Source organism: Vibrio atypicus (assembly GCF_009811315.1).
GTDB classification, from domain to species: Bacteria; Pseudomonadota; Gammaproteobacteria; order Enterobacterales; family Vibrionaceae; genus Vibrio; species Vibrio atypicus.
On the sequence record NZ_BLID01000011.1, the window covers coordinates 34,941 to 49,573 of the forward strand.

Annotated in this window: 12 protein-coding genes; 3 read left to right on the forward strand and 9 right to left on the reverse strand. The window is 45.5% G+C overall.

Going from position 1 to position 14,633, the window contains the following annotated elements:
• Nucleotides 1-431: 431 nt before the first annotated feature.
• Together rlmB and rnr are read right to left on the reverse strand one after the other, a co-directional pair.
• Nucleotides 432-1,169: a 23S rRNA (guanosine(2251)-2'-O)-methyltransferase RlmB gene (rlmB, locus tag GVO60_RS19355; RefSeq protein ID WP_159657002.1), complete on the reverse strand. Its 738-nt coding sequence runs from the start codon at nucleotides 1,167-1,169 to the stop codon at nucleotides 432-434.
• Between the two features lie 12 nt (nucleotides 1,170-1,181).
• Nucleotides 1,182-3,653 carry a ribonuclease R gene (gene rnr / locus GVO60_RS19360; protein WP_159657004.1) on the reverse strand — a complete coding sequence of 824 codons (2,472 nt, stop codon included), beginning with the start codon at nucleotides 3,651-3,653 and terminating at the stop codon, nucleotides 1,182-1,184.
• Between the two features lie 253 nt (nucleotides 3,654-3,906).
• Between rnr and GVO60_RS19365 the strand changes: the two genes are divergently transcribed.
• On the forward strand, nucleotides 3,907-5,316 hold the full coding sequence (locus tag GVO60_RS19365) for an amidohydrolase (protein WP_159657006.1): 1,410 nt from the start codon (nucleotides 3,907-3,909) through the stop codon (nucleotides 5,314-5,316).
• Nucleotides 5,317-5,414: 98 nt separating this feature from the next.
• Here the strand turns inward: GVO60_RS19365 and motX are convergent, their stop codons facing one another.
• The 7 genes from motX to kefG form a co-directional block, all read right to left on the reverse strand.
• A complete protein-coding gene (gene motX / locus GVO60_RS19370; RefSeq protein WP_159657008.1) occupies nucleotides 5,415-6,053 on the reverse strand; it encodes a flagellar protein MotX in 639 nt (212 codons plus the stop codon).
• Nucleotides 6,054-6,305: 252 nt separating this feature from the next.
• Nucleotides 6,306-7,622, reverse strand: coding sequence for an adenylosuccinate synthase (locus tag GVO60_RS19375; RefSeq protein ID WP_159657010.1), 1,317 nt, complete (start codon nucleotides 7,620-7,622; stop codon nucleotides 6,306-6,308).
• 136 nt (nucleotides 7,623-7,758) lie between these two features.
• Nucleotides 7,759-8,700 (reverse strand): isoaspartyl peptidase/L-asparaginase family protein, encoded by a 942-nt coding sequence (locus GVO60_RS19380; RefSeq protein ID WP_159657012.1) that lies wholly within the window; start codon nucleotides 8,698-8,700, stop codon nucleotides 7,759-7,761.
• Between the two features lie 114 nt (nucleotides 8,701-8,814).
• Nucleotides 8,815-9,396 (reverse strand): peptidylprolyl isomerase, encoded by a 582-nt coding sequence (gene slyD, locus GVO60_RS19385; protein ID WP_038139279.1) that lies wholly within the window; start codon nucleotides 9,394-9,396, stop codon nucleotides 8,815-8,817.
• A 92-nt stretch (nucleotides 9,397-9,488) separates the two neighbouring features.
• Nucleotides 9,489-9,683: a YheV family putative zinc ribbon protein gene (locus GVO60_RS19390; protein ID WP_159657014.1), complete on the reverse strand. Its 195-nt coding sequence runs from the start codon at nucleotides 9,681-9,683 to the stop codon at nucleotides 9,489-9,491.
• 21 nt (nucleotides 9,684-9,704) lie between these two features.
• Nucleotides 9,705-11,501, reverse strand: a complete 1,797-nt coding sequence (gene kefB / locus GVO60_RS19395) for a glutathione-regulated potassium-efflux system protein KefB (protein ID WP_159657016.1) — start codon at nucleotides 11,499-11,501, stop codon at nucleotides 9,705-9,707.
• Nucleotides 11,491-12,075, reverse strand: a complete 585-nt coding sequence (gene kefG, locus GVO60_RS19400; RefSeq protein ID WP_159657018.1) for a glutathione-regulated potassium-efflux system ancillary protein KefG — start codon at nucleotides 12,073-12,075, stop codon at nucleotides 11,491-11,493. The genes kefB and kefG overlap by 11 nt, the downstream gene beginning before the upstream one ends.
• 159 nt (nucleotides 12,076-12,234) lie before the next feature.
• Between kefG and GVO60_RS19405 the strand changes: the two genes are divergently transcribed.
• Both GVO60_RS19405 and GVO60_RS19410 read left to right on the forward strand, forming a co-directional pair.
• Nucleotides 12,235-14,157 carry an ABC transporter ATP-binding protein gene (locus tag GVO60_RS19405; RefSeq protein ID WP_159657020.1) on the forward strand — a complete coding sequence of 641 codons (1,923 nt, stop codon included), beginning with the start codon at nucleotides 12,235-12,237 and terminating at the stop codon, nucleotides 14,155-14,157.
• A complete protein-coding gene (locus GVO60_RS19410; protein WP_159657022.1) occupies nucleotides 14,154-14,633 on the forward strand; it encodes a TIGR02444 family protein in 480 nt (159 codons plus the stop codon). Before GVO60_RS19405 ends, GVO60_RS19410 begins: the two co-directional genes overlap by 4 nt.

Below are 14,633 nucleotides of genomic sequence, written 5' to 3' on the forward strand. Positions count from 1 at the left end.
AACAATATCGCCACTCAAACTCGTCAAGACGAGAGAATGCCGATTGATTTATGTGAAACCGTAGCATCCAAGATTAGGACGCATTGTCAGTTAATTTTCGATTAACTATCCCTACATACCAGAGTCACGTCTGGGGATAGTTTTTCCGAAGAAAAGATAGCTAATTGTATTAACCGCGAACATAAGCTGAGTTTACATTACCTGAAAAATCAAAAAGATAATTCAGCTCCTCTTTACTCATTGGTTCACAACTGGCTTAACCAGTGCGACGCATTATACAGATCACAGTTTTACATGCAATACCTGGATGAAAAATAAACGGGAGAAAATAGCGAATAGTCCATAAACCCAATATCTAGACTACTAAGCAACAAAAAAGCGCAGACCGATTCAACAGCCTGCGCTTTATTACGAGTTAACCAAACGAACAATTACGCTAAGCGTTGACGCACCGCTTCAAACAAACAGATTCCCGATGCAACCGAGACGTTCAAACTCGATACCGAACCCGCCATAGGGATTTTGATCAAGTCGTCGCAGGTTTCACGAGTAAGACGACGCATACCGTCACCTTCTGCACCCATTACGATGGCAAGTGGGCCTGTTAATCTCGCTTGGTAGATATCATGAGTCGCTTCACCTGCAGTGCCGACAAACCAAACACCCTGCTCTTGCAATGTACGCATAGTACGAGCTAAGTTAGTGACACGAACTAAAGGCACCGTCTCTGCCGCGCCACAAGCGACTTTGCTAACGGTTGCCGTCATTGGCGCTGAGCGATCTTTAGGTACAATCACCGCCACAGCACCAGCAGCATCCGCATTACGAAGACACGCACCAAGATTGTGTGGGTCTGTTACACCATCAAGCACTAACAACAAGGGTGCTTCATTATTGGCAATGATGTCATCTAGGTCATTTTCGTTCAGTTGTTTAGCTGGCTTAACACGCGCCATGATTCCTTGGTGATTCGCACCACGTGCTTTTTCATCTAAGGTCTTACGTGTCATTTGCTGAATCGACACACCGCATACCTGTAATTCATTCAGAATCGGCATTAAGCGATCGTCTTGACGACCTTTTAAGACAAACGCTTCAATGAAACGTTCAGGTTCACGCTCTAATACTGCTTTTACTGCGTGAATACCATAAAGAAATTCGTTACTCATTAATCTATCCGCTTACTGTTTTTTGCCACGAGGTTTTTTCGCTTTTGGCTTTGCGCCGCTACGTGGCTTTTTCTTGCGGGCTTTTTCCGCTTTGCCCGCTTTAGATTTGCCTGACTCTTCTTTACTTCCATCAGGTCTTTTCGTTGGCTCAACCATAGGTTTCGCTCTGTCTACAGAACGACGACCAGTTGCAGCAGCGTTCTTTTTCGCTTTGGCTTTTTTCTGCGCTTCAGCGGCACGCTTCTTCGCAGTCTTACCTTTGCCGCGTAGCTTACGACTTGTCTCAACTAATTCAAAGTCAATTTGGCGATCATCTAAATTCACTGCCAGCACTTTAACTTTAACCGCATCCCCCAAACGATAAATCGCCCCAAAACTCTCACCGATAAGTCTTTGACCAATAGGATCAAATTGGTAGTAATCGTTCGCAAGCGCTGAAATATGGACTAAACCATCAATGTGAAGTTCAGTTAAACGAACAAAGAAGCCGAAGCCTGTTACGTTGGCAATCACACCATCCAATTCTTCGCCGACATGGTCTTGCATATACTCACATTTGAGCCAATCAGATACTTCGCGAGTCGCATCATCTGCACGGCGCTCAGTCATCGAACATTGCTCACCGTAGAAATCCATATCATCAAAGGAATAATGATAGCCACCGGTTGGTGTCCAACGATCTTTAAGCGTACCGTTCTCTTTCGCAATCAGGTACTTTATTGCACGGTGAAGCAGCAAATCTGGGTAACGACGAATTGGTGAGGTAAAGTGCGCGTAGCGTTTCAATGCCAAGCCAAAGTGGCCACAGTTATCTGCGTTGTATACTGCCTGCTTCATTGAGCGAAGCAGCATAGTTTGGATCAACTCTTTGTCTTGGCGCTCTGCAATCAGCTTAACCAAATCTGCGTAATCCGTTGGAGACGGCTCAAGACCACCATTTAGGTGTAGGCCTAGCTCACCAAGGAAATCACGGAAGCCCTGCAATCGAAGTTCTCCAGGAGATTCGTGAATACGATATAGCGCGGCTTCTTTGGCTTTTTCAACCAAAGATGCTGATGCGATATTGGCTAGAATCATGCACTCTTCTATTAACTTATGTGCATCGTTGCGAATCACTGGTTCAATGCTGTCAATTTTACGCTCAGCATTGAAGATGAATTTAGTTTCTACCGTCTCAAACTCAATCGCGCCTCGGTTGTCACGGGCACGCTTAAGCACTTTATACATCTTATGTAGCTCTTCAAGATGCGGGACAATTGGCTCATAACGAGAGCGCAACTCTTCATCACCTTCAAGAATGTCATGCACCTTGTTATAAGTAAGACGAGCGTGGGAATTCATGACCGCTTCATAGTGCTTGTAGCCCGATAGCTTGCCCGACTCTGAGATAGTCATTTCACATACCATACATAGGCGATCTACTTGTGGGTTCAATGAACACAAGCCGTTTGATAGCACTTCTGGCAGCATTGGGACAACTTGCGATGGGAAGTAAACCGAGTTACCACGATTAATCGCTTCTTTGTCTAACGCTGTATCAGGTCTTACATAGTAGCTCACATCCGCGATAGCTACCCATAAGCGCCAACCACCACTCTTCTTAGCTTGACAGAAAACCGCATCATCAAAGTCACGAGCATCTTCACCATCAATCGTCACCAAAGGCAGATCACGCAGGTCAACACGACCTTCCTTTGCTTCTTCAGGTACTTCTTCACCTAAATTAGCGATTTGTTTATCTACCGCTTCAGGCCACTCATGTGGAATTTGGTGAGTACGAATAGCAATTTGTGTTTCCATACCCGGCGCCATGTTTTCGCCTAGTACTTCAATCACTTTGCCCATCATACCGCGTGAACGAGAGCCTCGGTCAGTGATCTCAATAACAACCACGTTGCCCATACGCGCACCCGCACGCAGATCATTTGGAATCAAGATGTCGTGTGCGATGCGTGAATCATCTGCAACCACATACGAATAGCCATATTCCATAAAGAATCGACCCACGATGTGTGATTGACGCTCTTCTAATACGCGAACCAGGCGCCCTTCCTTGCGGCCACGTTTAGAGTTGTCAGTTGGCTGAACCAAAACAAAATCGCCATGAATGATATTTTTCATTTGGTGGTGTGGTAAGACGATATCATTATCTTTACCAACGCTTCCTTCAGGACGAACCCAGCCATGACCGTCTTTGTGACCAATCACGTACCCTTTAATCATTTCAAGCTTTTCTGGCAATGCGTAACATTGGCGACGCGTAAAAACCAGTTGGCCATCGCGTTCCATTGCTCTTAGTCGACGGCGCAATCCTTCATAGTGATCTTCTCCACTTAGCTTCAACGCTTCGAATAGGTCATTGCGGTTCATAGGAACCCCAGCTTGCTGCAAAAATTCTAAAATGAACTCTCGGCTAGGGATCGGGTTTTCATAGTTTTCCGATTCGCGAGCTGCAAAAGGGTCATTAGGGATATTGTCTGACATAGGCACGCCTAATTAAGAAGGAAGGTAATTAAATCTAGTATATCCGAGTCACGGTATAAGCTACAGTTTAGTAAGATTAAAATCCCACTTTTTCAATGCCTTTTTCATAACTTAGCATCACTTTTCACAACACTTAACAGCATACGATAAAGATCACACTTCATTGCAACTAATAAAGCAAACGATTGCAACCAGTAAAGAGAAGCGTATTATTCAGGAAAATTTTACTGTTCCTTTTACTAAGAGTATTGCTATGAGTATCAAACGCACACTGCTTGCTACTGCGATTGCCGGCCTAGGTCTTTTTTCTCTCCCAACCATAGGCGCAGAAAAAGCCGACTTAATGATCACCGACGCGATGGTTCTAACCATGAACCAAGATAAAACCGTTTACCAAAACGGTACCGTAGTTGTAAAAGATAACAAGATTATTGCGGTTGGCGACGCTTCACTAGCAGAGCAGTTCAAGGCTAAGCAAACTTTAGACGTGGATGGCGATATTGTCATGCCAGGTTTAATCAATACTCATACGCACGTCTCAATGACAGTGTTTCGCTCTCTTGCAGATGACGTCCCTGACCGCCTACACCGCTATATTTTCCCATTAGAAGCCAAACTGGTTTCTCGCGATATGGTTCGTATCGGTGCAAATCTAGGTAACGTCGAAATGGTGAAAGGCGGTGTAACCACTTATGCCGATATGTACTACTTTGAAGATGAAGTAGCAAAAACCGTCGATAAAATTGGTATGCGTGCCATCTTAGGCGAAACAGTGATTAAGTTCCCTGTTGCTGACGCAGCCAATGCTGATGAAGGTATCAAATACGCTCGGAACTTTATTGAAGAGTACAAAGACCACCCTCGCATCACACCTGCTTTTGCCCCTCATGCGCCATACACCAACACGACAGAAACCCTACAGAAGGTGGCAAAATTATCACTTGAGCTTGATGTTCCTGTAATGATTCACTTAGCCGAATCTCATCGTGAAGAAGAGAAAATCGCCAAGCGAGCAAATGGTATGTCTCCGGTGGAATATATGGATAGCATTGGCGCATTGAACAAAAACCTTGTCGGCGCGCACATGATTCTGGTAGATGACAAAGATATTGAATTGGTGAAGCAGTCAGACATGGGGGTGGCACATAATATGAGCGCTAACATCAAGTCAGCGAAAGGGGTTTCTCCAGCATTGAAAATGTACGACCAGGATATCCGCATCGGTTTAGGTACCGATGGCCCGATGTCTGGCAACACGCTAAGTACGATTGACGAATTCAACCAAGTAGCAAAGGTTCACAAACTAGTAAATAAAGACCGCGCAGCAATGCCACCACTAAAAGTCATTGATATGGCAACAATGGGCGCAGCGAAAGCTCTGCACATGGAAGACAAAATTGGTTCTCTGGAAGTAGGTAAACTAGCCGATATTATCGTTATCGATACGAAAGCACCGAACATGGTACCCGTTTACAACCCATACTCAGCGTTAGTGTATTCAGCTAACTCTGGCAATGTGCGCCACTCTATCGTCGATGGAAAAGTACTGATGAAAGACCGTGAAATGCTAACAGTTGATGAAGACGCGATTCGAAATGAAGCGCTAGAATTTACCAAAGTAGTTCGTGAAACAGTGATTGAATCAGGCGAAGTCGTTCAGTAATCGCAGCGTTAGAATAACAATGCCCAGCAAGTGCTGGGCATTTTTGTTTCCGCTATAAACGACTGAGTGCAGTAAGTCGCTTATATGTAAAGCTTTAGTTACCAGAAGGTATCGCGCTTTTTCGCTCGAACAATGATATTTTCTGGCATTCGACGCTCTAGGCCTTGGCGCAGAATCGAGATTCGCTTGTGAGTTCGCTGATCCGCAGTGACTGAGTTGTATAGCCAACGATAAGCGTCTTCATAATCTAGCGGACTGCCATAATCACGCAGCAGTAATTCTGCAAGATGAATACGAGCGTTTAGATTCCCCATTGCTGCCGCTTCACGTAAATATGGAATCGCTCGTTCTTTGTCTTGCTGCACTAACGTACCGCGAGAGTAATAACGACCAATTTGCTCAAGCGCAGCTGGTAAGCCTTGATGCGCTGCATTTTCCATATAGTAAAGACCGAGCTCTACGTCTTGCTCAACACACACGCCCCAAGCGAGCATATCACCATAGAGAAACTCATAAGATGGTAAGCTGATTCGCGTAGCGCGAGCGACAATATCTTCCACTAGCTGGCAATTGTCTGCTTTCACTCGTTCAAGATGTTGGTTGTTATTGATCAGTTTTATTAGTTCTGCTTCGGTGTATATAGGTATTGGTTCACCAATATCAGGCTGATCACTCGCCTGAACCACAGAGGCACTCAAAGCCAATACCATCGAAGCTGCTAATTTTCTTAGCTTCATTTTCTGCACTCTTCACTTCGATCATCGACGAAGCCATGTACACATCTCATTAGATTGCACGCTGACAACGTTCTCTTTGCCGCATTTACGGCAAGCTTGATAGTTATATCGGCAAGGGGTGCTAACTCTTTAATCAAAATTGCCGCCACAAGGCAAATTGTTGCCATTTGAACAAGATAGATCAAGAAAAATTGGGCATAAAAAAACCAGTGCCGAAGCACTGGTTTTCTAATTCACTGAAATCAATCAGAATTAAGATTCAAATGGGTGAACCTTGATGATTGTTTCGTTACGGTCAGGGCCTGTAGATACGATATCAACTGGAACACCTGTTAGATCTTCAATACGTTTGATGTAATCTAGTGCAGCTTGTGGAAGCGCGTCGATAGACGTAGCACCAAATGTATTTTCAGACCAACCTGGTAGTGTTTCGTAGATTGGCGTTGCTTCTTCAAATGACTCAGCAGCCATTGGAGAAACTTCTAGGATAGAGCCATCTTTCATCTTGTAACCAGTACAGATTTTTAGCTCTTCTAGGCCATCTAGTACGTCTAATTTAGTTAGACAGAAACCAGAGATAGAGTTGATTTGAATTGCGCGACGCATAGCAACAGCATCGAACCAACCAGTACGGCGTAGACGACCAGTTGTTGCACCGAACTCGTGGCCAACTTCACCAAGGTGTTTACCTACAGGATCTTGCTTGTCTAGGCCATCGTATAGCTCAGTAGGGAATGGACCTGAACCTACACGAGTACAGTAAGCCTTAGTAATACCAAGGATGTAACCGATGTGACGAGGACCAAAACCAGAACCTGCAGCAACACCACCAGCAGTCGTGTTCGAAGACGTTACGTATGGGTAAGTACCGTGGTCGATATCTAGTAGCGTACCTTGAGCACCTTCGAACATGATCTTGTCGCCGCGCTTACGAGCTGCGTCTAGTTCGTCAGTTACGTCAATAACCATAGAAGTCAGTAGTTCAGCGTAGCCTTTCGCTTGCTCAAGTACTTCTTCGTAGCTTACTGGTTCTGCTTTGTAGAAGTGCTCTAGCTGGAAGTTATGGAACTCCATTACTTCTTTTAGCTTCTCAGCAAATGCTTCCATATCGAATAGGTCACCAACGCGTAGACCGCGACGAGCAACTTTATCTTCGTATGCTGGACCAATACCACGACCTGTTGTACCGATAGCTTTTTTACCGCGAGCGATTTCACGAGCCTGGTCCATTGCAACGTGGTAAGGAAGAATTAGAGGACATGCTTCAGAAATGAAAAGACGTTCGCGTACTGGAATACCGCGCTCTTCTAGAGGCTTCATTTCTTTAAGAAGTGCTTCAGGCGATAGTACTACACCGTTACCGATAACACATTTTACGTTATCGCGAAGGATGCCTGATGGAATTAAGTGAAGAACGGTTTTTTCACCGTCAATAACAAGAGTATGACCTGCATTGTGACCGCCTTGGTAGCGAACCACGTACTTTGCATCTTCAGTTAAAAGGTCAACAATTTTACCTTTACCTTCGTCACCCCATTGGGTGCCTAGAACGACTACGTTATTTCCCATCTTTCCAATTCTGTTGCTAATTAAAAATGGATTCTAGCACTGAATCACACTTCTTGCAGTCACTTTTTAAGCATAGAAGCAGCGAGAAGCGCTAAATCATTGAGCTAACGAAAAATATCGTGCATTTTTCATACACTTATTCGTCCGCGTAGATTTTTACACTGAGTTCACCGTCAACATCAATACAAGCGCGGTACATTCCCGAACTATTCATGGCAAAGTGAACATAACCGTTATGATCGATCGCAATAAGTCCACCTTCACCGCCCATCTCTTTGAGTTCTCCTTGGATAACTGATTCACTGGCAGTATGCACATCTTCTTTTAAGTAACGCATTCGCGCCGCCACATCTCCAGCCACGGTTTTACGAATGAAGAATTCCCCCATCCCGGTAGTCGAAACTGCAACATTGCCATTTTCAGCAAAAGTACCCGCGCCAATAATGGAAGAATCACCAACTCGGCCATATTTCTTATTGGTGATGCCACCCGTACTGGTTGCTGCAGCTAGATTGCCATGCTGATCCAGAGCCACTGCCCCAACCGTGCCAAACTTTTTATCGTCTGGGTATTTAGATTCCGACAGCGCAAACAAACCTTTTTCTTTCATTGACTGTAGCTGGTCATAACGTCGATCGGTAAAAAAGTAATCTTGCTCAATAAACTCGTAGCCGTGTTCGAAAGCAAACTCCTCAGCACCGTCAGCAATCAAGAGTACGTGATTGCTTTTGGTCATCACATCTCGAGCTAGCTCGACAGGGTTTTTAATATGGCGCACTCCAGCGATGGCACCTGCATCCATCCCCAGACCATGCATGACAGAGGCATCCATTTCGACCATCTCTTTATTGGTCAGCACAGACCCTTTACCAGCATTGAAATTCGGAGAGTCTTCTAGCACTTTCACCGCGGCTACAACGGCATCCAGTGCATCGCCAGATTTCGCTAATACATTATGCCCAGCTCGTACTGATGCTTCCAAATCAGCCAAAATGGAAGCCTGTAGTTCATCGCTCATCTGCTCACGCAGGATGGTTCCTGCGCCACCATGAATGGCCATAGAAAAAGGTTGAGGCATATTAGTCTCCAGATCGAAGTCAGTTTAAACACTATCGACAAACAAAAAGGCGCTTCCCGATTAAGGGAAGCGCCTTTGTTAACTTTTCACGTTATATTCAATCAAGGTTGAATATTAGTGAGAACCGCAGCTACCGCCACCGCAGCAACCGTCTTTTTTCTCTTCACCATGGTCGTGGCCTTCACCACCACAACAGCCACCTTCGTGATCGTGGTCGTGACCACAACCGCCAGCTTGGTGTACGTGACCGTGCTCGATCTCTTCTGCCGTTGCTTCACGTAGTGCTACAACTTCAACGTCAAACGTTAGAGTTTGGCCAGCAAGCATGTGGTTACCATCAACTACAACTTCATCGCCATCGACTTCTGTTACTTCAACAGGGATTGGACCTTGGTCAGTATCCGCTAGGAAGCGCATACCTACTTCGATTTGCTCAACACCTTGGAATACGTCAGCAGGAACGCGTTGAACTAGCGCGTCGTTGTGCTCACCGTATGCTTCTTCAGGAGAAACAGTAACAGAGAACTTAGCGCCCGCTTCCTTGCCTTCTAGTGCAGTCTCAAGACCAGTGATTAGGTTGTTGTTACCATGTAGGTAATCTAGTGGCGCATCAGTTGTAGACTGATCAACAACTACACCGTCTTCTAGTTTTACTTGGTAAGCAAGACTTACAACTACGTTCTTTTCAATTTTCATATTGACTCCAAGGAGAATAAGGAACCACAGCTCAAGCTCTGGTCTACAAACTTTCTACGGGCATATTATGGGGATGATTTAGAGAAACTCAATCAATCTGGTTTAAAAATTCCGATCATTTCTTGCCCAGAATGTGTCCCTGTCTCGACAGATTGCGGTGTTCGCTTATCTTGATGTCCGCACTCTACACACTCGACGAGCTCAATATTGTTTTCTATCCACCAGCGTAACGTGTCTTGCTGTGAGCACTTCGGGCAGCTGGCGCCTGCGATGAATCTTTTTTTCATGGTTACAACTCTATTATTAGATCAATCCCAGAAGTTTCTTGATTGTTGGTCGCTTTCCATCTCACGACCAAATATCTCTTCCAGTTCTTTACGGGCTTCTTTGGCTCTTAAGGCCAATTGTTTATCATCTTTGTGCTGAGGCAGCAGTTCCTTCAGCATAGCATTATCCAGTTTTCTAAAATGTGCTTCGGCTCGTTTCGCTTGATAAGGGTGCATGCCCAAATCGACCAAGGCTTGGCGGCCAAGATCCAGAGCTCCGAGGAAGGTTTCACGCGAGTAGCTATCTACACCGTGGCTGAGCAATTGATAGGCCTCCACTCGACTGCGTGCCCTAGCAAGCAGTTTAAGTTTAGGGAAATGCGTTTGGCACAACTCGATGATCTTCATTATCTCATCAGGAGAGTCGGTACAGATGATCATCGCCTCAGCTTTGTCTGCCCCAGCCGCTCGGAGTAAATCAAGCTGGGTTGCATCACCGTAGTAAACCTTGTAGCCATATTTGCGCAGCAACTGAATTTGGCTCGCATCACTTTCCAAGACTGTTACTTTGATCTTATTGGCGTACATCAAACGACCAATGATCTGCCCGAAACGACCGAAGCCAGCAATAATGACTCTAGGCTGCTTATTAATCACATCACTTGCCAATGTTGCCTCTATCTCTGCATTCAGACCGCGCGCATACCATTTGCTTTGCATCATCAATAGAATCGGAGTGGTCACCATAGACAAACTCACAACAACCAAAAGAAACGCAGTCTGCTCTTGGTTAAGCAAACCTTCCGCGCTCGCAGCCGTAAAGATGACAAACGCAAACTCACCACCTTGGCTCAAAATTGCTGCCATTTTGCTCCGTGATTTCGCCCGGCTACCAGATAGTCGAGCTAAAAAGTAGAGAATCGCCCCTTTTACCGCAACTAAGCTGAACACAGCCGTCAAAACAGCAAATGGCTCTAAAGCGAGTAAACCTAAGTTCACCGCCATTCCCACCGCAATAAAAAATAGCCCCAATAGAAGCCCCTTGAACGGTTCAATGGCAATCTCTAGCTCATGGCGATATTCACTCTCTGCAAGTAGTACACCCGCCAAAAAGGTTCCTAGCGCCATAGATAAGCCAAGGTGTTTCATCATCAAAGCAATGCCAATCACCAACAACAATGCCGCTACCGTGAAGAGCTCACGGACGCCACTAAGAACCACATAGCGAAATAGTGGACGTAACAAGAAGTGGCCACCAACAAGTAACGCACCGACACCAGCTAGCGTCCAAAGTGCATCTAACCAATTCCCGGCAGTATTGCCTGCTAAAACAGGCAGTATGGCCAACATCGGAATCACGGCAATATCTTGGAATAAGAGCACCGCAAAGCCAGATTGCCCCGCCTCTTTACCGGCGAGACCGTGCTCTTCAATTACTTTTAAAGCAATCGCCGTTGAGGAAAGAGCTAACCCCATACCGATAACAAGGCTGGTTTGCCAACTGGTACCAGCGATATATGCGACACTGGCAATAACGCAAGTAGTGATCGCGACCTGCGCTCCACCTAACCCCAATATGGGGCCTTTCATTTGAAACAGTTTTTTCGGATTCAGCTCTAAGCCGATCAAAAACAGTAATAAAACAACGCCAAATTCAGCAAAGTGCAAAATGGCTTCCACGTCACTGATCAGGCCGAGCCCCCAAGGGCCAATCGCCACACCAGCGAGTAAGTAACCCAGAACTGACCCCAAACCCATACGCTGGGCAAGCGGAACCGCAACCACCGCTGCAGTCAAAAAAATCACACTACTTTGAAGAAAGTCATTCTCAAGCGCCATATTGACCTCCTAACTCTTGCTCAAACGAGTACAAGGGATCATTCAACCATTGGCGATATGCTTCCGCGTGCTGGTAACGTTCCATCTCAGAGACATTTCGTGCCCAATACAACACCAGCGGCTCTATCCATTCCATTTGGCATAGCGCTGCGGTCAATTCAAAAGGTTGTAGGATCTCTGATAAAGGATAGCGGTTATAGCCACTTTTACAGAAAGCATCTTCTTTACCACCTGTCGTAATAACACTACGCCAATACTTTCCTTTAAGCGCTTCGCCACCGCCAAAAGCAAAACCTTTGTCTAATACTCGGTCTAACCATTCCTTTAACAAGGCGGGGCAAGAATACATATAGAGTGGGTGATGAAAAACGATCACGTCATGATCATTAAGCAGTTGATGCTCCGCTTTTACATCGATGAAAAAGTCAGGGTAATGAGCATAAAGATCATGCACAGTGACATGCTCAAGGGATTCGATCTTCTTAAGCATCATTTGATTTGCCACGGAGCTTCGTGACTCGGGATGAGCATAGAGCACCAATACTTTGGGCTTATCAGAAACTAAACTCTGCATTCCTTGGACAGCAATCCTTTTGTTTTATTAGCCAAAATCATTGTTTTTATAGGTTATCAGATTGTTATACGTGGTTAGCCAAGATAACGCAATAATCGACTTTTAATCTTATTCCCCCTACTATTCGACGCAATACGAGCAAAGATAAAGCAAAAAAATATGATTACCTTCTCTGGCATGCAGCTTCTACGTGGTGGTAAACCACTTTTAGACCAGGCATCAGCAACGATTCAACCCGGTGACAAGGTCGGCTTAGTTGGCAAAAATGGCTGTGGAAAATCCACCCTATTTGCCTTAATCAAAGATGAACTGTCGATTGATGCTGGCAACTTCAGTAAGCCTGCCCATTGGGAACTGGCTTGGGTTGCACAGGAAACGCCAGCACTAGAACGCAGTGCGATTGAATATGTCATTGATGGTGATCGTGAGTATCGAAAACTCGAAGCAGATCTGGCAGAAGCTGAACAAAAAGACAATGGTACTCTAGTCGCTGAGATTCACGGCAAAATTGAAACTATTGGCGGCTATAGTATTCGTGCCCGCGCTGCTGAACTGTTAGATGGTCTAGGTTTTAGCCAAGCGCAAATGAGTTGGAACTTAACCCAGTTCTCTGGTGGTTGGCGTATGCGTTTAAACTTAGCTCAAGCGCTACTGTGCCGCTCTGATCTATTGTTGCTCGATGAACCGACCAACCACTTAGACTTAGACGCCGTAATGTGGCTCGAGCGCTGGCTGCAAAACTACCCTGGCACCTTAGTCTTGATCTCGCACGACCGAGATTTTCTTGACCCGATCGTAGGCCGCATTATTCATGTCGAAAACCAGCAGTTAAACGAATACACGGGTAACTACTCTTCGTTTGAAGATCAACGCGCTCAAAAGCTGATCTTGCAACAAGCGCAGTTTGAGAAACAACAGAAGCAGATGTCTCACATGCAAAGCTACATCGACCGCTTCCGCTACAAAGCATCCAAGGCTCGCCAAGCTCAAAGCCGTATCAAAGCGCTTGAACGCATGGAGAAGGTGCTGCCAGCTCAACTTGATAACCCATTTAGCTTTCAGTTTAGAGATCCAGAAGCGCTACCCAACCCTATTATCATGATGGATGATGTATCGGCAGGCTACGATGACAATCTAATCTTAGAGAAGATTCGCCTGAACTTGGTCCCTGGTAGCCGTATTGGTCTGCTCGGCCGCAATGGCGCAGGTAAATCAACGCTGATCAAGTTACTTTCTGGTGAGCTTAATCCTCAAGGCGGCGATCTGACATACTCTCAAGGCGTTAAGATTGGTTACTTTGCTCAGCACCAACTAGAAACTCTCCACCCAGAAGAGACACCACTGCAGCATATGATGCAGATTGCTCCTGATAAGAATGAACTGGAACTACGGAATTACCTAGGTAGCTTTGGTTTCCAAGGGGAAAAAGCACTGGAAAAAGTCGCGCCATTTTCTGGTGGTGAGAAAGCTCGCTTAGTCTTGGCTCTGATCGTTTGGCAAAAACCAAACTTGCTGCTGCTCGATGAACCAACCAACCACCTTGATTTGGATATGCGTCAAGCCTTAACCATGGCGCTGCAAACCTTTGAAGGAGCGATGGTGATTGTTTCGCACGACCGCTATTTATTGCGTGCGACCACCGATGACCTTTACCTAGTACATGACCGCCAAGTAGCCTCTTTTGATGGTGATCTCTCTGACTACTACAAGTGGCTCACAGAGCAACAAAAAGCAGAGCGTCGTGAAGCCCAATCACAGCAACCGGAGAAGACTTCTGTCAATAGTGCTGCGACTAAGAAAGAGCAAAAACGTCGCGAGGCAGAATTCCGCAAACAGACGGCGCCAATTCGCAAAAAACTGACAAAGCTAGAAGAAAAAATGGATAAGTTGGGGACAGCATTGGCGGAAGCGGAAACGCAATTATCCGATAACTCACTTTATGATGGCGAAAATAAAGCTAAACTTAATCAAGTATTAGCCATTCAAGCCAACAGTAAAAGCGAGCTTGAAGACGTCGAAATGGAATGGATGGCTCTACAAGAAGAGCTTGAACAGATGGAGCAGGAGTTCAATAGCCAATGAGTTTAAAGCACGTAGAAATTTCTCTCACACTCGAACGCTTATGGCAATTTAGCTTGCAGTATTACAGTGTGCGAGAAGTGAAAGATGCGTGCTTAAATCTCCAAAATCATTGCAAAGGCAACGTTAATCTACTGCTGCTACTCAAATGGCTTGATGAGCAGCAGGTCTGTTTTCATGAGCAAGATTGGCACCGCGTAGAAGAATGCCTAGGGCGATCCGAGACCCTGCTACTGAGCTACCGTGAATTAAGGCGTAAACTAAAACTTCACGTATCCGATACGCTCTACCGTGAATCTCTCCAATTCGAACTCCAACTAGAAAAACAGCAGCAATCTGATCTGGTTGATTGTATTAACAGTATTGAACTAGAAATCAATCACGCAGAGCCGCTCACATTACGATACTGCCGCCAACTTGGTGGTGAGCACCTCTATTCAGCTTTTGCTGAACCTATTGACAATATTGCCAACTTATAG